The organism is Streptomyces sp. NPDC090499 (assembly GCF_044769305.1).
Taxonomy (GTDB): domain Bacteria; phylum Actinomycetota; class Actinomycetes; order Streptomycetales; family Streptomycetaceae; genus Streptomyces.
In genome coordinates, this window is the sequence record NZ_JBIVXP010000005.1 from 380,172 (window position 1) to 398,942 (window position 18,771).

Sequence of the window (18,771 nt, forward strand, 5' to 3'; positions counted from 1 at the left end):
GACCCGATGGCCGACGTGTCCCGCGTGCGGCGCCAACTGCCCACCAGTCCCTGGCTGTTCGCCGCCCCCGGGCTGCTGTTCGTCGGCGCCTTCGTGCTCTACCCGTTCGTCTCGACGGTGGTCAACTCCTTCACGGACCGCCGCACCCTGATCCCGGGCCGCTTCGTCGGCCTCGCCAACTTCCGTGAACTGATCCACGACGACATGTTCTGGACCGGCCTGCGCAACAGCACCCTGTACATCGTCGGAGTGGTCCCCGCCCTCGTCCTGCTGCCGCTGCTGCTCGCCCTGCTGGTGCAGAAGAACATTCCCGGCATCACCTTCTTTCGGTCCGCCTTCTACACCCCGGTGGTCGCCTCGGTCGTCGTGGTCGGGCTCATCTGGGTGTGGCTGCTCGACGAACGCGGCCTGGTCAACTCCCTGCTCGAGACCGTCGGGATCGGCCGGGTCGGCTTCCTCAGCGACCAGTGGCTGCTCCTGCTGAGCGCGATGGCGGTCACGGTCTGGAAGGGCCTCGGCTACTACATGATCATTTATCTGGCGGCGCTCGCCAACGTGCCGCGCGAGTTGCACGAGGCCGCCGCCGTGGACGGCGCCGGGGCGGTCCGGCGCTTCCTCACCGTCACCGTGCCCGCCGTCCGCTCCACCATGGTGCTGGTCGCCGCGCTCTCCTCGGTCGCCGCCTTCAAGACGTTCTCCGAGGTCTACCTGCTGGCAGGCCCGGACGGCGGTCCGGCCGGCGAGGACACCACCCTCGTGATGCTCGTCCAGCAGACCGGCACCGGACTGACCGGCCGGGTCGGCTACGCCTCGGCGCTCTCCGTCGTCGTCTTCGTGGTGACGGTGGTGCTGATGCTCCTCGTGCTGCGCGCCGACCGGAGGGATCGGACATGACCGTCACCGAGGAACGCGTGCGGACCGCACCCCCGGCGAAGGAGGCGCGCGTCACCGACGAACACGGCCGCCGCATCCGGATCGGCGAACTCGTCCTGCGCTACGCCCTGTTGCTGCTCGTCCTGGCCGTCACCGTCGGCCCGTTCCTGTGGCAGCTGTCCACCTCGCTCAAGGGGCCCACCGAGGACATCTTCAGCTCGCCGCCCAGCTTCGTGCCCCAACACCCCACCCTGCACAACTACCGGCGGGTCGCCGACACCATCCCCGTCTGGGACTACGCCCTCAACTCCCTGAAGGTCGCGAGCGCCAGCGTCGTCACCAACTGCGTCGGCTCGGCACTCGCCGGGTACGCCCTGGCCCGGCTGCGCTACCGGGGCCGCCGGATCGCCACCCTGGTCTTCATCCTCGCGATGCTCGTCCCGGTGGAGGGCATCATCATCGCCCAGTTCACCACCATGCGCGAACTCGGCCTCAACAACACCCTCATCGGTGTCGTGCTGCCGGGTTCGATCGGCGCCATGAACGTGCTGCTGATGCGCAACGCCTTCCTCAACCTGCCCTACGAGATCGAGGAAGCGGCCTACGTCGACGGCGCGAACGTCTGGCAGCGGTTCCTGCGGATCGCCCTGCCCTCGGTCAGGGGCACCGTCGCCGTCGTCGCGATCTTCGCCTTCATGGGCGCCTGGGACGACTTCCTGTGGCCCCTCATCGTGCTCAGCGACCCCTCCAGGTTCACCCTCACCATCGGCCTCAACTACCTGCACGGCACCTTCGCCAACGACGAACGCCTCGTCGCCGCCGGCACCGTGATCGCCGTGGCCCCGCTCATCGTCCTGTTCGCCTGCCTCCAGCGGTACTTCTTCCGGGGCGTCGGCGAGGGAGCCGTCAAGGGCTGAACCCCGTCAATCGCCAGCATAGGGATACGCATGCCTCCTGCCGTGCGCTTCGGCGTCAACTACACCCCCAGCGAAGGGTGGTTCCACCACTGGCTCGACTTCGATCTCGACTCGGTGCGCGCCGACCTCGACTCGATCGCCGCGCTGGGGCTCGACCACATCCGGGTCTTCCCGCTGTGGCCCTACTTCCAGCCCGACCGCACCCTGATCCGCCCCCGTGCGGTGGAGCAGCTCGTCGCCCTCGCCGACGCGGCGGCCGAGCGCGGCCTGGACGTCAACGTCGACGGCCTCCAGGGGCACCTGAGCAGCTTCGACTTCCTGCCCGCCTGGACCCGCACCTGGCACCGCCGCAACCTCTTCACCGACCCGCAGGTCGTCGGCGGCGAGGCCGCCTACCTGCGCACCCTCGCCGCGGCCCTCGCGGACCGGCCCAACTTCATCGGGATGACCGTCGGCAACGAGGTCAACCAGTTCGCCGCCGGACCGCACCCCGATCCCGACCGGGTCGGCGAGGCGGACGCGGAACAGTGGCTCGTCCGGCTGCTCGCCGCCTGCGCCGAGGGCGCCCCCGGCGCGCTGCACCTGCACGCCTCCTACGACGCCGCCTGGTACCAGGACGACCAGCCCTTCACCCCCGCCCACTCGGCCCGCCTCGGCGCCGTCACCGCCGTGCACTCCTGGGTGTTCGACGGCACCGCCCAGCGGCACGGCCGCACCGCCCTGCAGACCGAGCAGCACGCCGCCTACCTCGTCGAGTTGAGCAAGGCCTGGGCCGAGGACCCGCACCGGCCCGTCTGGCTCCAGGAGGTGGGCGCCCCCGCGCCGCTGATCCCCGCCGAGCACGCGGCCGCCTTCGCCGAGGCGACGATCACCGCGGTCCTGGACTGCCCCGACCTGTGGGGCATCACCTGGTGGTGCTCCCACGACGTCAGCCGGAGCCTCGCCGACTTCCCCGAACTCGAATACGGGCTCGGCCTGTTGACCAACGACCGCAAGCCCAAGGACATCGCCCACGTCCTCGCGGCGGCCGAGCCCGCGGCGGCCCGGCCGCGCTCGACGGCGCTCGTCGTGCCCGCCGACCCGGCCCTGCGCTCCCGGAACGCCCCCGGCGGGCCGGTCTTCGACGCCTGGTTCCGGCTCACCGCCGACGGCGCCCGCCCCACCACCGTCCTCGACACCCGCGCGGCCGACCGGGACCATCTCACCGCGCGCGGCATCACCGAGGTCGTCACCCCCGAACAGGTTCTCTCCACCCCACAAGGAGGCACCCGCCCGTGAACCCCAGCAGACGTGCCCCGGCCGGCGGCGGAGACCTGCGCCCCGCCCGGAGCGCGGCCCCCGGTGCCGTGCGCCACTACGCCCTGCACCGCCTCCTTCCCGACGGCACCCGGCGTTTCCCCGGTGCCACCGGCCGGCGGACGTATTTCCCGACCGGCCTCCCGCCGGAGCAGGGAGAGACGACGGGACGGTTCGAAGTGCGTGCCGTAGGGGAGCTGTACACCTCGTCGGACCCCGTCACCGTCACGCACACCTGGTAACCGGTAACCAACAAACGGAGCACCCCACATGCATGACGACCGCAGCCTGGTCGAAGTCCGCCTGAGGCGCGTTCTCGACGAGCGCATCCGCCCCGCCGTGTACCCCGAGTCCGTGCCGCTCGACGTCGCGGTGTGGCACGCGCCCGGCGAGCCCGTGCCGGTCGACGAGGGGCTCGCGGCCGAGCCCGAGCCGATCGCGGTGGGCGCCCGGTGGGGTGCTCCGTGGGGCACCTCCTGGTTCCGGGTGACCGGCACCGTCCCCGAGGAGTGGGCCGGCCGGACCGTGGAGGCCCTCCTGGACCTCGGCTTCGACGAGAACATGCCCGGCTTCCAGTGCGAGGGCCTGGTCTACCGCCCCGACGGCACCCCGGTGAAGGGCCTCAACCCGCGCAACCAGTGGGTCCGCGTCGGCGCCCCCGCCGAGGGCGGCGAACAGGTCCGGCTGCACGTCGAGGCGGCCTCCAACCCCGTCATCCTCGACTACCACCCGTTCCGGCCCACCTGGCTCGGCGACAAGGACACCGCCGGGCACGAACCGCAGTACACGCTCACCCGGATGGACCTCGCCGTCTTCGACGAGACCGTGTGGCAGCTCGTCGTCGACCTGGAGGTGCTCGGCGAGCTGATGGCCGAGCTGCCGGCCGACGCGCAGCGCCGCCACGAGATCCTGCGCGCGGTCGAGCGGGCCCTGGACGCCGTCGACCTCCAGGACGTGAACGGCACGGCCGCCCGCGCCTGCTCGTGTCTGGCGGAGGTCCTCGCCGCCCCCGCCGTGCCGTCCGCGCACCGGATCAGCGCGGTCGGGCACGCGCACATCGACTCGGCGTGGCTGTGGCCGCTGCGCGAGACGGTCCGCAAGGTGGCCCGCACCACGGCCAACATGACCGCCCTCATCGAGGACGAGCCCGACTTCGTGTTCGCCATGTCCCAGGCCCAGCAGTGGGCCTGGGTGAAGGAGCACCGGCCCGAGGTGTGGGCACGGGTGAAGAAGGCGGTCGCCGAGGGGCGGTTCGTGCCGGCCGGCGGGATGTGGGTGGAGTCGGACACCAACATGCCGGGTTCGGAGGCGATGGCCCGCCAGTTCGTGCACGGCAAGCGGTTCTTCCTCGACGAGTTCGGCATCGAGAACGACGAGGCGTGGCTGCCGGACACCTTCGGCTTCGCGGCCGGGCTCCCGCAGATCATCAGGGCGGCCGGCTCGACCCGCCTCCTCACCCAGAAGATCTCCTGGTCCCAGACGAACAGGTTCCCGCACCACACCTTCCAGTGGGAGGGCATCGACGGCACCCGGATCTTCACCCACTTCCCGCCCGTCGACACCTACAACTGCTCCATGAAGGGCGGCGAACTCGCCCACGCGGCCCGCAACTTCAAGGACAAGGGCCGCGCCCGGCACTCCCTGGCACCCACCGGGTGGGGCGACGGAGGCGGCGGCACCACCCGGGAGATGGTCGCCAAGGCGGCCCGGGTGCGGGACCTGGAGGGCTCACCGACGGTCGTCTGGGAGACCCCGGAGCAGTTCTTCGCCAAGGCCGAGGCCGATTACCCCGACCCGCCCGTCTGGGTCGGCGAGCTCTACCTCGAACTGCACCGCGCCACCCTCACCAGCCAGGCGAAGACGAAGCAGGGCAACCGGCGCAGCGAACACCTCCTGCGCGAGGCCGAACTGTGGGCCGCGACGGCGGCCGTACGCACTGGGTTCCCCTACCCCTACGAGGACTTGGACCGGATCTGGAAGACGGTCCTGCTCCACCAGTTCCACGACATCCTGCCCGGTTCCTCGATCGCCTGGGTGCACCGCGAGGCGCGGGCGACCTACCAGCGGATCGCGGCCGAACTCACCGGGATCATCGACGCGGCCCAGCGGGCGCTGGCGGGGGAGGGCGACCGGCCGCTGCTGTTCAACGCGGCCCCGCACAGCCGCGGCGGCGTCCCCGCCGGCGGCGCGGCACAGGAGCAGCGGTCCGGCGAGGTGACCGTGTCGGACCGGCCCGAAGGCGGACACGTCCTCGCCAACGGCCTGCTGCGCATCGAGATCGACGCCCGCGGCCTCGTCGTCTCCGCCTACGACCTCGACGCCGACCGCGAGACCATCGCCCCCGGCACGGCCGCCAACCTGCTCCAGCTCCACCCGGACTTCCCGAACATGTGGGACGCCTGGGACGTCGACGCCTTCTACCGCAACGCGGTCACGGACCTCACACAGACCGACGAGCTGACGGCGGTCGCGGAGGGCGTCCGGGTCGTCCGGTCCTTCGGCTCGTCCCGGGTCACCCAGGTGCTGTCCCTGCCGCCGGGGGAGCGCCGGCTGCTGATCGACACGGAGGTCGACTGGCACGAGACGGAGAAGTTCCTGAAGCTGGCCTTCCCGCTGGACGTGCACGCGGAACGGTACGCGTCGGAGACCCAGTTCGGACACTTCCACCGCCCGACCCACACCAACACCTCGTGGGAGGCCGCGAAGTTCGAGGCCTGCAACCACCGCTTCGTCCACCTGGACGAGCCGGGCTGGGGCGTGGCGCTCGTCAACGACTCGACGTACGGCCACGACGTCACGCGCAGCGTCCGCACCGACGGCGACCGCGGTACGACGACCACGGTCCGCGCCTCACTCCTGCGCGCCCCCCGCTTCCCCGACCCCGAGACCGACCAGGGCATCCACCGCTTCCGGCACGCACTGGTACCGGGCGCGGACATCGCGAACGCGGTCCGGGAGGGCTGGCGGATCAACCTGCCGGAGCGCCGGCTGACCGGCGCGAGCGATGTCGCCCCGCTGGTCACGGTCGACAACGACGCGGTCGTGATCACAGCGGTGAAGCTGGCGGACGACGGCACCGGGGATGTCGTGGTCCGCTTCCACGAGGCTCACGGCGGCAGGGCGCGCGCTTCGTTGACCGCGGGCTTCGAGGTCGCGGATGTCACCGCGACGGACCTCTTGGAACGCCCGCTCCCCGATACGCCTGAACAAGTCGGCAACAGTGTTGGATTGCGTCTGCGCCCGTTCGAGTTGGTGACTTTGCGACTCCGCCGAGGTTAGAGCGCCCCTTCAGGGGCGCGGGGAACTGCGCGCTCAGCCCCCACGCACCCGCACCCCAAACACAACGGCCTACCCCCTCAGCTGCGCGCGCAGCCACTCCTCCACCTCACCCACATGCGCAGCCGCCGCAGCCCTCGCCGCCTCCGGATCCCGGGCGACGAGGGCGCGGTGGATCGCCGCATGTTCCCGCCGCGTCCTGTCGAACGCCCCCTCCTCCTCGTACCCCCGCCACACCCGCGCCCGGAACGTCCGCGACGACAGCCCCTCCAGAATCGCGGCCATCGTGTCGTTCCCGGCGGCCCCCGCGATCACCCGGTGGAACGCGAGGTCGTGCGCGAGGATCTCCTCGGGATCGTCCGTCGCGTTCATCGCCGTGAGGTGCTTCTCCACCTCGGCCAGCTGATCGGCCGTGATCCGTGCGGCGGCCAGCGCCGTCGCCGTCGACTCGAGGACCCGCCGCACCTCCAGGAGCTCCACCAGCTGCGGCCCGCGTGACAGGTCGGCGACCACACCGAACGTCTCCAGCAGGTCACCCGCCTCCAGCTGGGTGACGTAGATGCCCGAGCCGTGCCGGGCCTCCAGCACGCCCAGGACCGTCAGCGCGCGGATCGCCTCGCGCATGGAGCTGCGGGACATGCCCAGCTGGGCGGCGAGATCCCGTTCGGTCGGCAGCCGCTGGCCCGGCTCCAGGCGGCCCTCCGCGATCATCGCCTTGATCCGCTCGATGGCGCGCTGCGTCACCGTGCCCTTCTGTGGCGCCGTCTCGTCCACACCGCTCCTCCTGTCGCCGGTGCGCCGAAGTCTAACCAGCGAGGTGGTCCGACCACTACGGCTCGTTGGGCGGGAAATTCGCGTCTGTGGGGTGTTGAAGGAGCCGAGTGGTCTGATAAGTATGCGGGCATCTGCTCGAACACGCTCGATGAGGAGCTGCCAAGATGCCCGGCAGAACACTGAGGAAGCGGAACAGGTCCCGGATCATCGCCGTGACGGCCGTCGCCGTCGGAGCCTCGCTCGTGCTCGCCGCCTGCGGCAGCACCAAGGACACCGGCAGCGGCACCGCCGGAGGCGGCGGCACCGGCAAGGTCGGGGTGATCCTGCCCCTGCTGACCTCGCCGTTCTGGCAGTCGTACAACGACTACGTGCCCAAGATGGCGAAGTCCGAGGGCGTGGACGCGCTGAAGACGGTCAACTCCAACAGCGACCCCTCGCAGCAGATCACCGACATCAACAACGAGCTGAACCAGGGCGTGAAGGGGCTGGTCGTGGCCCCGCTCGACAGCGCCGCCATCGAGGCGGGCCTCGACCAGGCCGAGCGCAAGGGCGTGCCGGTGGTCGCCGTGGACGTGGCGCCCGACAAGGGCAAGGTCGCCATGGTGGTCCGCGCCGACAACGTCGCCTACGGCGAGAAGGCCTGCGACTACCTCGGCCAGCACGTCACCAGCGGCAAGGTCGTGCAGATCATGGGCGACCTCGCCTCGGTCAACGGCCGGGACCGCTCCGAGGCGTTCCGCTCCTGCGTGAAGAAGAAGTACCCGAAGCTCAAGGTCCTGGAGATCCCCGCCAAGTGGGAGTCCGACACGGCCGCCGCCCAGCTGGGCACCCTGCTCAACGCCAACCCCGACATCAAGGGCATCTACATGCAGGCCGGCGGTGTCTACCTCGCGCCGACGCTGCAGACCCTGAAGTCCAAGGGGATGCTGAAGACGGCCGGGCAGAGCGGGCACATCGTGATCGTCTCCAACGACGGCATACCGCAGGAGTTCGACGCCATCCGCAAGGGCCAGATCGACGCGACCGTCTCCCAGCCCGCCGACGCCTACGCCAAGTACGGCATGTACTACATCAAGGCGGCGATGGAGGGGAAGACGTTCAAGCCCGGCCCGACCGACCACGACTCCACGATCGTCAAGCTGCCCAGCGGCATCCTGGAGGACCAGCTGCCCGCGCCGCTGGTCACCAAGGACAACGTGGACGACCCGAAGCTGTGGGGCAACACGGTCAAATGATCACGCCACTCGTTGAGGCCCGGGACATCGTCAAGCGGTACGGCCCCACCGTCGCCCTCGCCGACGGCCGGCTCACCGTCCTGCCGGGCGAGTCCCACGCCCTCGTCGGCCGCAACGGCGCCGGCAAGTCCACCCTGGTCAACGTCCTGACCGGCCTCCAGGCCCCGGACGAGGGCACGGTCCGCTTCGACGGCGAACCCGCGCCCGCGCTCGGCGACCGGGACGCCTGGCGGCGCAGGGTCGCCTGCGTCTACCAGAAGCCGACCGTCGTCCCGGAGCTGACGGTCGCCGAGAACCTCTTCATCAACCGGCAGCCCCTGCACCGGGGTTTCATCAGCTGGCGGCGACTCCGCAAGGAAGCCGCCGCGCTCCTGGACACCTGGGACGTCCGCGTCGACCCCGAGGCACGCACCGCCGACCTCAAGGTCGAGGACCGGCAGATGGTCGAGATCGCACGGGCGCTGAGCTTCGGCGCCCGGTTCATCGTCCTCGACGAGCCGACCGCCCAGCTCGACAACCGGGAGATCGAGCGGCTGTTCAGCCGGATGCGGGCGCTCCAGGACTCGGGCGTGACCTTCCTGTTCATCTCGCACCACCTCCAGGAGGTCTACGAGGTCTGCCAGACCGTCACCGTGCTCCGCGACGCCCGCTGGATCGTCACCGCCCCCGTCGCCGACCTGCCCAGGGCCGCCCTGGTGGAGGCGATGGCCGGGGAGGCCGTGACCCGGCAGGAACTCGCGGCACGGGACGCGGTGGCCGCCGGGGCGCCCGTCGTCCTCAGCGTCAGCGGGCTCACCTCGGAGTCGTACGACGGCATCGACCTCACCGTCCGCAGCGGCGAGGTCCTCGGCCTGGCCGGCACCAGCGGCAGCGGCAAGATCGAACTCGCCGAGACCATCGCCGGGTTGCGCACCCCGACCGGCGGGACCGCGCAACTGGAAGGCGGGCAGCTGCCGTTCGGCGACGTGCGGGCCGCGCTCCGGGCGGGCGTCGGCTTCGTGCCCCGTGACCGGCACGACCAGGGACTCGTGGCCGGCATGAGCATCGGCGACAACGCCACCATGACCGTCCTCGACCGGCTCGGCCGCGGCGGGTTCGTCGGCACCGACCGCAAGCGGGGCTTCGCCGCCGGGCTGATCGAGCGCCTCGACATCCACGCCGAGGGCCCCGACCAGCCCGTCTCCGACCTGTCCGGCGGCAACGCGCAGAAGGTCGTCATGGCCCGCGCCCTCGCCTCGGAACCCCGGCTGCTGGTCCTGGTCAACCCCACCGCGGGCGTCGACGTGAAGTCCAAGGAGTCGCTGCTGGCCCGCGTGGACAGCGCCCGTGAGGACGGCACCGCCGTGCTGGTCGTCTCCGACGAACTCGACGACCTGCGCCGCTGCGACCGCGTCCTCGTCCTCTTCCACGGCCGGACCGTCGCCGAACACCCGGCCGGCTGGCACGACCACGAGCTGATCGCCTCCATAGAAGGAGTGGACTCCATGCCCGAAGGAGTGGACCATGGCTGAGACCAAGGCCCCGCCGCTCACCCCGGTGCGCTCCCCGGACCCGCGCGCGGCCCGCACGGTCATCCTGCGCCGGGCCCGTGAACTCGCCCTCGTTCCGGCCCTGTTGCTGCTGATGGTGCTGGGCGCGGTGGTCAACGACTCGTTCCTCACCGAGCGCAACCTGATCTCCATCCTCGGCGCCTCCGCCGCCCTCGCGATGGTGGTGCTCGCCGAGTCGCTGGTCCTGATCACCGGCAAGTTCGACCTCTCGCTGGAGTCGGTCGTCGGCATCGCGCCGGCCGTCGGCGCCCTCCTCGTGCTGCCGTCGGCCGAGTCCGGCTGGGGCACGGAGTTCCCCGCCGCCCTCGCCATGGTGGCGATCCTGGTCGTCGGCGCGGTGGTCGGTGCCTTCAACGGCATCCTGGTCGTCAAGTTCAAGCTCAACGCGTTCATCGTGACGCTGGCGATGCTGATCGTGCTGCGCGGGGTGCTGGTCGGCGCCACCAAGGGCAAGACCCTGTTCGGGATGCCCGACAGCTTCTTCACCCTGGCCACCAGCACGTTCCTCAGCGTCCCCATGTCGGTGTGGCTGGCCGCGGCCGCCTTCGCGGTCACCGGCCTCGTGCTGAAGTACCACCGCGTCGGCCGTGCGCTGTACGCCATCGGCGGCAACGCCGACGCGGCCCGCGCCGCCGGTATCCGCGTCGACCGGGTGATGCTCGGGGTGTTCGTGGTGGCCGGGGTCCTCGCCTCCGTCGGGGGGATCATGCAGACCGGGTACGTGGGCGCGATCAGCGCCAACCAGGGCAACAACATGATCTTCACGGTCTTCGCCGCGGCGGTGATCGGCGGCATCAGCCTGGACGGCGGCAAGGGCACCATGTTCGGCGCCCTGACCGGCGTACTCCTTCTGGGCGTCGTGCAGAACCTGCTCACCCTGGCGCAGGTGCCGTCGTTCTGGATCCAGGCCATCTACGGCGGCATCATCCTGGTCGCCCTCATGATCGCCCGTGTCACCACGGGACGGGCCCAGGACTGACCGGTCCGCGTCCCGCACTCCCCCCGAAGGAAAGGCAATCCGTGTCCCCGAGCCCCGCCCGCATCACCGCGGTCCACACCTACGACATCCGCTTCCCCACCTCGCGCGAGCTCGACGGCTCCGACGCGATGAACCCGGACCCCGACTACTCGGCGGCCTATGTCGTGCTGCGCACCGACGCGGGCGACGGGCACGACGGGCACGGGTTCACGTTCACCATCGGGCGGGGCAACGACGTCCAGGTCGCCGCGATCGACGCGCTGCGGAACCATGTGCTCGGCCGCCCGGTCGACGAGGTCTGCGCCGACCCCGGCTCCGTCTACCGGGACCTGATCGGCGACAGCCAGCTGCGCTGGCTCGGCCCCGAGAAGGGCGTGATGCACATGGCGATCGGCGCGGTCGTCAACGCCGTCTGGGACCTCGCCGCCCGCCGCGCCGGCAAGCCGCTGTGGCAGCTGCTCGCCGACGCCGACCCCGAGTGGCTCGTCCGGCAGATCGACTTCCGCTACCTGACCGACGCCCTCACCCCCCAGGAGGCCCTGGCCATCCTCCAGCAGGGCCGGGAAGGCGCCGAGGAGCGGCGGGCCCGCCTCCTCGACCGCGGCTTCCCCGCCTACACCACCTCGGCCGGCTGGCTCGGCTACGACGACGAGAAGCTCACCCGGCTCGCCGCCCAGGCGGTCGCCGACGGGTTCCAGCAGATCAAGCTGAAGGTCGGCGCGGACCTGGACGACGACATCAGGCGCTGCCGGGTCGCCCGCCAGGTCGTCGGCCCGGACATCCGCATGGCCATCGACGCCAACCAGCGCTGGAACGTCGACGAGGCGATCCGCTGGACCCAGGCCCTCGCCGAGTTCGACCCGTACTGGATCGAGGAGCCCACCAGCCCCGACGACATCCTCGGCCACGCGGCGATCCGCCGCGCGGTCGCCCCGGTCAAGGTGGCCACCGGCGAGCACGTCCAGAACCGGATCGTCTTCAAACAGCTGCTCCAGGCCGGTGCCATCGACATCGTCCAGATCGACGCGGCCCGGGTGGGCGGCGTCAACGAGAACCTCGCCATCCTGCTGCTGGCCGCCAAGTTCGGGGTCCCGGTCTGCCCGCACGCGGGCGGGGTCGGACTGTGCGAACTCGTCCAGCACCTCTCGATGTTCGACTACCTGGCGGTCTCCGGCACCGCCGAGGACCGGGTCATCGAGTACGTCGACCATCTGCACGACCACTTCCGCGATCCGGTGGTGATCCGCGATGGTCACTACGCGGCACCCACCGCACCGGGCTTCTCGGCCGCCCTGCGGCCGGAGTCCGTCGCGGAGTACACCTATCCCGGCGGCACCTTCTGGGCCGCCGACCCCGAAACACAGAAGGGACAGGCGGCATGACCGACTTCGAGGGTCTGAGGGCCCTGGTCACCGGCGGCGCCTCCGGGATCGGGCGGGCCACCGCCGAGCTGTTCGCCGAACGCGGTGCCCAGGTCGCCGTCCTCGACCTCGACCCGTCCGCCGTCGAGAAGCCGCTGCTCGGCTTCCAGGCCGACGTCACCGACGACGCGTCCGTGCGGGCGGCCGTGGCGAGCGCCGTGGAAGCACTGGGCGGCCTCGACGTCCTGGTCAACAACGCGGGCATCGGTGCCCAGGGCACGGTCGAGGACAACGACGACGACGAGTGGCGCCGCGTCTTCGACGTCAACGTCCTCGGCATGGTCCGCACCGCCCGCGCCGCCCTGCCGCACCTGCGCCGCTCCGCGCACGCGGCGATCGTCAACACCTGCTCCATCGCCGCCACCGCGGGCCTGCCGCAACGCGCCCTGTACAGCGCCACCAAGGGCGCCGTGTACTCCCTCACCCTGGCCATGGCCGCCGACCACGTCCGCGAGGGGATCCGCGTCAACTGCGTCAACCCCGGCACGGCCGACACCCCCTGGGTGGGCCGCCTCCTGGACAAGGCGTCCGACCCGGCCGCCGAGCGCGCCGCCCTGGAGGCCCGCCAGCCCTCCGGGCGCCTGGTCTCCGCAGCCGAGGTCGCCGGTGCCATCGCCTACCTGGCGAGCCCGCTCTCCGGCGCCACCACCGGCACCTCCCTCGCCGTCGACGGCGGCATGCAGGGCCTCAGGCTGCGGCCGGTGGGCCAGTGAACGCGCTGGGCCGCAGCGGCGTCCGGGTCAGCCCGCTGGGCCTCGGCGCCGCCGTGATCGGCAACCTGTACACCGAACTCCCCGACCAGCAGGCGTACGACACCGTCACCGCCGCCTGGCAGCAGGGCATCCGCTACTTCGACACCGCCCCGCACTACGGCCTGGGGCTGTCCGAGCGACGGCTGGGCGAGGCCCTGCGCCGGTACGACCGGGACGCGTACGCCCTCTCCACCAAGGTCGGCCGCCGCCTGGAACCGGGGCCCGGCGACGGCGACGACCTCGCCCACGGCTTCGCCGTGCCCGACACCCTGCGCCGGGTCTGGGACTTCACCGCCGACGGCATCCGCCGCACCCTGGAGGCCAGCCTGGAGCGGCTCGGCCTCGACCGGGTCGACGTCGTCTACCTGCACGACCCCGACGACCACGCCGAAGAAGCCTTCCGCGAGGGCTACCCGGCCCTGGAGAAGCTCCGCGCCGAGGGGATCGTGGGCGCGATCGGCGCCGGCATGAACCAGACGGCCATGCTCACCCGGTTCGTCCGCGACACCGACGTCGACGTGGTGCTGTGCGCCGGCCGCTACACCCTCCTCGACCAGAGCGCCCTCGCCGGCCTCCTCCCCGCGGCCGAGGAGCGCGGTACCTCGGTGGTGATCGGCGGCGCCTTCAACTCCGGTCTGCTGGCCGACCCGAAGCCGGACGCCACCTACAACTACGCCCAGGTCTCCGGCGAACTGCTCGCCCGCGCCCTGCGCCTCAAGGCGCTCGCCGAGGACCACGGGACCACCCTGCGCGCCGCCGCCCTCGCCTTCTGCGCGGCGCACCCGGCCGTGGCGAGCGTCCTGGTCGGGGCCCGCTCGGCGGCCGAGATCACCGACGGGGCCGAGCAGTTCGCCACGCACGTCCCCGCCGCCTTCTGGCAGGAGCTGCACGCCACCGGCCTGCTGCCGGCCGACGCCCCCGTACCCACGGCGGACCGGTCATGAGGGTCGCCCCGCACACCAGGGTCCGGGCCGACCGCATCCCCGCGTACGAGTCCGCCCACCGCGAGGCCCCCGCCGAACCGGAGAAGCCCCCGGCCAACGTGGCCTGGCGGGCGCGGATGGCCGGGCTTCTCGACGTCGTCCACGACTACTCCGAGGCGGGCTGGGAGGCCGGCCTGCCCGTCGTATGGGAGCTGCCATGACGATCGACGCCCACCACCACGTCTGGGATCTCTCGGTACGGGACCAGGACTGGATCACCGGCCCCGAACTCCAGCCGCTCAGAAGGAACTTCACCGTCGAGGACCTCGAACCCGAGGCGGCGGCCGCCGGGATCACCCGCACGGTGCTCGTCCAGACGATCACCGTCCCCGAGGAGACCCCCGAGTTCCTCGCCCTCGCCGACGCCCACGACCTGGTCGCCGGAGTCGTCGGCTGGACCGACCTGACCCGCCCGGACGTCGCCGACGAACTCGCCCGCCTGCGCGAACTCCCCGGCGGCGCCTACCTGAAGGGCATCCGCCACCAGGTCCAGGGCGAACCCGACCCGGAGTGGCTGCTGCGCCCGGACGTCGCCCGGGGCCTGGCCGCGCTCGCCGACGCGGGCCTGGTCTACGACCTCATCGTCCAGGCCCACCAGCTGCCGGCCGCCGTCAAGGCCGCCGAGTCCCACCCGGAGCTGACCTTCGTCCTCGACCACCTGGGCAAGCCCGCCATCGCGTCCGGCACCCTCGAACCCTGGGCCACCGCCGTCCGCGCCCTCGCCGCAAGGCCCAACACCGTCTGCAAGCTCTCCGGCATGGTCACGGAGGCCGACCCCGCGTCCTGGACCGTCGACGAGCTGCGCCCGTACGCCGAGACGGTCCTGGACGCCTTCGGCCCCGACCGCCTGATGTTCGGCTCGGACTGGCCGGTGTGCGTCCTGGCCGGCACCTACGGAGAAGTCCACGACGCGGCGCACCGGTTGGTCCCCCCGGCCGACCGCACCGCCGTCTTCGAGACCACCGCCGCCCGGGTCTACGGCCTCTGAGCCGTCCCCGCCAGCCGGGTCGGCGGCAGGAACTCCCGTACGTACGTCCGCTCCCAGCACGCGCCCGTCTCCCGAAGCTCCCGCCAGGTGGTGTAGCGGTAGCGGAAGAGGCGGGCGCGGACGAAGCGCGGGGGCTGGTCGGGCGGGAAGGGGGAGCGGCGCAGCAGCCGGAGTGTGTCCCGGTCGTTCTCCAGGAGGCGCTCGACCAGTCCGCCGAACCAGTCCCCGGCGTAGGCGGGGGAGAGGGCGGCGAACCACATCAGCCAGTCCAGGCGGAGGTGGTAGGGCGCGAACTGGCGCGGCCAGTGCCGGGGATCGCCCGGCTTGCCCCTGAACTCGTACTCCCGCCACTCCGATTCCTCGCGCGGGGCGGCGTCCAGGGTGCCCTCGACCACCACCTCGTAGCGGATCCGGCTGACGCTGCCGAACGCGCCGTAGGTGTTGACCAGGTGGAGCGGGTCGAAGGAGCGGTTCATGACCTGGCGGCGGGAGACCATGTTCACCACCGGGTGGTAGCTCAGGAAGAGGAGCAGCGCGGCCACGGCGAGGACCACCACCTCGTACCAGAGGGGGGTGGGCGGCGCGGCGGTGCGGTCCGTGGGCAGCCGGAGGGCGGACAGGGCCAGCACGATGGTGATCCAGTTCAGCCAGGAGAAGTTCCCGGAGGCCACCAGCCACAGCTGGGTGAGGATCATCAGGGACGCGGCCGCCGTCGCGATCGGCTGCGGGGTGAACAGCAGGAAGGGGACCAGCAGCTGGGTGACGTGGTTCGCGGCCACCTCCGCCTTGTGCACCGGCCCCGGCAGATGGTGGAAGAACCAGCTCAGCGGGCCCGGCATCGGCTGCGTCTCGTGGTGGTAGTGCAGACAGGTGAGCTTGCGCCAGCAGGCGTCCCCGCGCATCTTGATCAGCCCCGCCCCGAACTCCACCCGGAACAGGATCCAGCGCAGCAGGAAGAGCACGACCACCGGCGGGGCAACCTCGTCGTTGCCCAGGAAGACGGCGAGGAAGCCGGTCTCCAGGAGCAGCGACTCCCAGCCGAACGCGTACCAGGTCTGGCCGACGTTGACGATCGAGAGGTACAGCGCCCAGGGGACCAGCCACAGCACCATCGCGGCCCACAGCGGGAGTTCGGAGTCCGCGCCCGCCAGCAGCGCCGCCGACACCGCACAGCCCGCCCACGCGCAGCCCGCGAAGAGACGGTCCGAGTAGCGCAGCTGGAACAGGCTCGGCGCCCGCCGGAAGGGTACGCGGGCGACGTACCTCGGCACGGGCAGCATCCCGCGCTCGCCGAGCAGGGCCCGGAACTGCAGTGCCGCCGTCAGGAACGCGACGAGGTACACGCCGGCCAGAGCCCGCTGGAAGACCAGCCGGCTCACCCAGTACCCGGGATCGGTGAACCAGTCCACGGCCGTGCGCTCCTGCCTCTCTCCAGTGTGCGGCCCCCGGACCGGCCGGGGCCTGTCACCCTGTGTACCGTGCCTCCCCGCTTGCGTAACCCGGGCGAGTGAAACAGACAATAGGGGATGAATTGCCCATGAGGGGTTCCCCTGGCATGGTGGCCCCATGGCTGACCGGGGAGCGAGCGCTCCGTCACTCCCGGACGACTGGCCCGCCCATCTGGACCACCCGATCCTGGCGCTCAACCACATGGGCACCTTCGACTGGGATCTCGACGCCGGCCTGTTCCACATGGACACCCAGGCGTACGAGGTGTTCGACCTGACCCCCGAGGAGTACGACGGCCGCCCCGAGTCCCTCGCCGTCCGGGTACCCCCGGCCGAGTCCAGCAGGCTGGACGCGGTGGTGTCCCAGGCCATCAAGGACGGCAGCGAGAACTACGGGACCTACTTCCGCATCCGGTGCCGCGACGGCACTCCGCGATGGACCCACACCCAGGGCTACATCCGGCGCGACGAGAACGGCCGCCCGCGCCGCGTCGTCGGGATCGTCCGGGACGCCACCCGGGAACTGGAGGACGGCGAGGCCCGGAACCTGCGGGACGCCCAGGGCCAGGCACTGCGCCGGCAGACCGGCGTCGTCCAGGCGGTCACCGCCGCACTCGCCCACGCCAGCAGCGTCCAGGAGGTCATCGACGTCCTCAAGGACACCCACGGCATCCCCAACCTGGGCGCCACCAGCCTGGTGATGGGCCTGGTGGAGGCCGGCCGGATCCGGCTGGTCGCCGAGGGACCGGCCGGCAGCTTCGTGCCCGGCACCCGGATCACCCGGATAGACGAGCCGTACCCGATGGGCGAGGTGGTGCAGACCTTCAGCCCGCGCTTCATCGAGTCACCTGAGGAGTTCGCCGAGCGCTACCCGATACTGTGGCCGCACATCACCGACCTGCACATCACCTCGGCCGCCTATCTGCCGCTGATCGCCCAGGCCCGCCCGATCGGCGCCATGGGCCTGCTCTACAACGACCGGCTCGGCTTCTCCACCGAGGAGCGCGCCGTCCTGGTCGCCCTCGGCAGCAGCATCGCGCAGAGCCTCCAGCGGGCCATGCTGTTCGAGCAGGAGAAGGACCTCGCCCAGGGCCTCCAGCAGGCCATGCTGCCGCGCACCATCCCCAGCGTGCCCGGCGCCGACGTCGCCGTCCGCTACCGCTCCGCGGCAGCCGGCGGCTCCCTGGGCCGCGACATCGGCGGCGACTGGTACGACCTCATCCCGCTGCCCGGCGGCCGGGTCGGCGCGGTCATCGGCGACGTCCAGGGCCACGACACGCACGCGGCGGCCGTCATGGGCCAGCTGCGCATCGTGCTGCGCGCCTACGCCGCCGAGGGCCACGCCCCGGCCACCGTGATGGCCCGTGCCTCCGTCTTCCTGGACGAGCTGGACACCGACCGCTTCGCCACCTGCCTGTACGCCGAGGCCGACCTGGCCACCGGCGTCGTCCAGGTGGTCCGTGCCGGGCACATCGACCCGCTGGTCCGCGGCGCCGACGGCGGCTGCCGCCGGGTGCCCGTCGAGGGCGGGCTGCCGCTCGGCCTGTCCGCCGAGTTCCACAGCCTGGAGTACCCGGTGTCCACCCTGGAGCTGGACCCCGGCGAGACGCTGCTGCTGTGCACCGACGGGCTCGTCGAACAGCCCGGCAAGGACCTGGGGGACGGCATGCGGGCGCTGGCCGAGCAGGTCGCCAAGGGGCCGGAGGACGTGCGCGACCTCGCCGACCTGCTCATCGAGATCGCCGACGAGCAGGGCGGAGACGACGACGTGGCCCTGCTCCTGCTGCGCCGCCGCGGCTCCGAGACCGGGCAGGCCGTCGGCCGCCTCCAGCAGCACGTGGCCTCCGGCGACCCGGAGGCGCTCGCCCTGGCCCGGCACATGGTCCGGGCCGCCGTCCGCGCCTGGGGTGCCGGGGACCGCGCCGACGAGATCGAGCTGGTCGCCGACGAACTGATCACCAACGCGCTGATGCACACCGAGGGCTCCGCGATCGTCACCATCCGGGTCCTCGCCGGCGCCGACCGCCGGCTGCGCGTCGAGGTCGAGGACTCCTCCAGTGCCCTGCCGCGCCGCCGCGAGGCCGGCGAGGACGGCGTCTCCGGACGGGGGCTGCTGCTCGTCGACCAGATCGCCGACGCCTGGGGCGTGGAGGCACGCGGCGGCGGCAAGGCGGTCTGGTGCGAGTTCCGCATGCCGGAGAAGGACGCCGGGACCTGATCCCCTGCGGTCGGGCAGCGCCCCCGAGGGGGCGCTGGGGGTACCCCCGGCCGAAGGCTGG

Annotated in this window: 16 protein-coding genes; 14 read left to right on the forward strand and 2 right to left on the reverse strand. The window is 71.8% G+C overall.

The window, feature by feature from the left end; translation table 11 throughout:
* The first annotated feature begins 6 nt into the window (after positions 1 to 6).
* The 5 genes from ACIQVL_RS20975 to ACIQVL_RS20995 are packed head-to-tail and all read left to right on the forward strand — an operon-like array spanning position 7 to position 6,365.
* The gene (locus tag ACIQVL_RS20975) at positions 7 to 894 is read left to right on the forward strand and encodes a carbohydrate ABC transporter permease (protein WP_403476051.1); all 888 of its coding nucleotides are present in this window, start codon (positions 7 to 9) and stop codon (positions 892 to 894) included.
* Positions 891 to 1,790, forward strand: coding sequence for a carbohydrate ABC transporter permease (locus ACIQVL_RS20980; protein WP_403476052.1), 900 nt, complete (start codon positions 891 to 893; stop codon positions 1,788 to 1,790). Before ACIQVL_RS20975 ends, ACIQVL_RS20980 begins: the two co-directional genes overlap by 4 nt.
* 30 nt (positions 1,791 to 1,820) lie before the next feature.
* Positions 1,821 to 3,068 (forward strand): glycosyl hydrolase, encoded by a 1,248-nt coding sequence (locus ACIQVL_RS20985; protein WP_403476053.1) that lies wholly within the window; start codon positions 1,821 to 1,823, stop codon positions 3,066 to 3,068.
* Entirely contained in the window at positions 3,065 to 3,328 is a 264-nt protein-coding gene (locus ACIQVL_RS20990; RefSeq protein WP_403440135.1) for a hypothetical protein, read from the forward strand. Before ACIQVL_RS20985 ends, ACIQVL_RS20990 begins: the two co-directional genes overlap by 4 nt.
* A 28-nt stretch (positions 3,329 to 3,356) precedes the next feature.
* A complete protein-coding gene (locus tag ACIQVL_RS20995; protein WP_403476054.1) occupies positions 3,357 to 6,365 on the forward strand; it encodes an alpha-mannosidase in 3,009 nt (1,002 codons plus the stop codon).
* A gap of 69 nt (positions 6,366 to 6,434) precedes the next feature.
* On the opposite strand, the gene ACIQVL_RS21000 is transcribed toward ACIQVL_RS20995, so the two are convergent.
* Positions 6,435 to 7,136: a FadR/GntR family transcriptional regulator gene (locus ACIQVL_RS21000; RefSeq protein ID WP_403440131.1), complete on the reverse strand. Its 702-nt coding sequence runs from the start codon at positions 7,134 to 7,136 to the stop codon at positions 6,435 to 6,437.
* Positions 7,137 to 7,300: 164 nt separating this feature from the next.
* Between ACIQVL_RS21000 and ACIQVL_RS21005 the strand changes: the two genes are divergently transcribed.
* The 8 genes from ACIQVL_RS21005 to ACIQVL_RS21040 are packed head-to-tail and all read left to right on the forward strand — an operon-like array spanning position 7,301 to position 15,044.
* On the forward strand, positions 7,301 to 8,371 hold the full coding sequence (locus tag ACIQVL_RS21005) for a sugar ABC transporter substrate-binding protein (protein WP_403440130.1): 1,071 nt from the start codon (positions 7,301 to 7,303) through the stop codon (positions 8,369 to 8,371).
* A complete protein-coding gene (locus ACIQVL_RS21010; RefSeq protein ID WP_403440129.1) occupies positions 8,368 to 9,882 on the forward strand; it encodes a sugar ABC transporter ATP-binding protein in 1,515 nt (504 codons plus the stop codon). The genes ACIQVL_RS21005 and ACIQVL_RS21010 overlap by 4 nt, the downstream gene beginning before the upstream one ends.
* Entirely contained in the window at positions 9,875 to 10,900 is a 1,026-nt protein-coding gene (locus ACIQVL_RS21015) for an ABC transporter permease (RefSeq protein WP_403440127.1), read from the forward strand. Before ACIQVL_RS21010 ends, ACIQVL_RS21015 begins: the two co-directional genes overlap by 8 nt.
* 41 nt (positions 10,901 to 10,941) lie before the next feature.
* Positions 10,942 to 12,282: an L-fuconate dehydratase gene (locus ACIQVL_RS21020; protein ID WP_403440126.1), complete on the forward strand. Its 1,341-nt coding sequence runs from the start codon at positions 10,942 to 10,944 to the stop codon at positions 12,280 to 12,282.
* Positions 12,279 to 13,034, forward strand: coding sequence for an SDR family NAD(P)-dependent oxidoreductase (locus tag ACIQVL_RS21025; RefSeq protein ID WP_403476055.1), 756 nt, complete (start codon positions 12,279 to 12,281; stop codon positions 13,032 to 13,034). The genes ACIQVL_RS21020 and ACIQVL_RS21025 overlap by 4 nt, the downstream gene beginning before the upstream one ends.
* On the forward strand, positions 13,031 to 14,017 hold the full coding sequence (locus ACIQVL_RS21030; RefSeq protein WP_403476056.1) for an aldo/keto reductase: 987 nt from the start codon (positions 13,031 to 13,033) through the stop codon (positions 14,015 to 14,017). The genes ACIQVL_RS21025 and ACIQVL_RS21030 overlap by 4 nt, the downstream gene beginning before the upstream one ends.
* Positions 14,014 to 14,217, forward strand: a complete 204-nt coding sequence (locus ACIQVL_RS21035; protein ID WP_403476057.1) for a hypothetical protein — start codon at positions 14,014 to 14,016, stop codon at positions 14,215 to 14,217. Before ACIQVL_RS21030 ends, ACIQVL_RS21035 begins: the two co-directional genes overlap by 4 nt.
* Positions 14,214 to 15,044 (forward strand): amidohydrolase family protein, encoded by an 831-nt coding sequence (locus ACIQVL_RS21040; RefSeq protein ID WP_403476058.1) that lies wholly within the window; start codon positions 14,214 to 14,216, stop codon positions 15,042 to 15,044. The genes ACIQVL_RS21035 and ACIQVL_RS21040 overlap by 4 nt, the downstream gene beginning before the upstream one ends.
* Here the strand turns inward: ACIQVL_RS21040 and ACIQVL_RS21045 are convergent.
* Entirely contained in the window at positions 15,032 to 16,453 is a 1,422-nt protein-coding gene (locus ACIQVL_RS21045; RefSeq protein ID WP_403476059.1) for a lipase maturation factor family protein, read from the reverse strand. The genes ACIQVL_RS21040 and ACIQVL_RS21045 overlap by 13 nt on opposite strands.
* A 157-nt stretch (positions 16,454 to 16,610) precedes the next feature.
* Between ACIQVL_RS21045 and ACIQVL_RS21050 the strand changes: the two genes are divergently transcribed.
* Positions 16,611 to 18,710, forward strand: coding sequence for a SpoIIE family protein phosphatase (locus ACIQVL_RS21050; protein ID WP_403476060.1), 2,100 nt, complete (start codon positions 16,611 to 16,613; stop codon positions 18,708 to 18,710).
* Positions 18,711 to 18,771 lie beyond the last annotated feature (61 nt).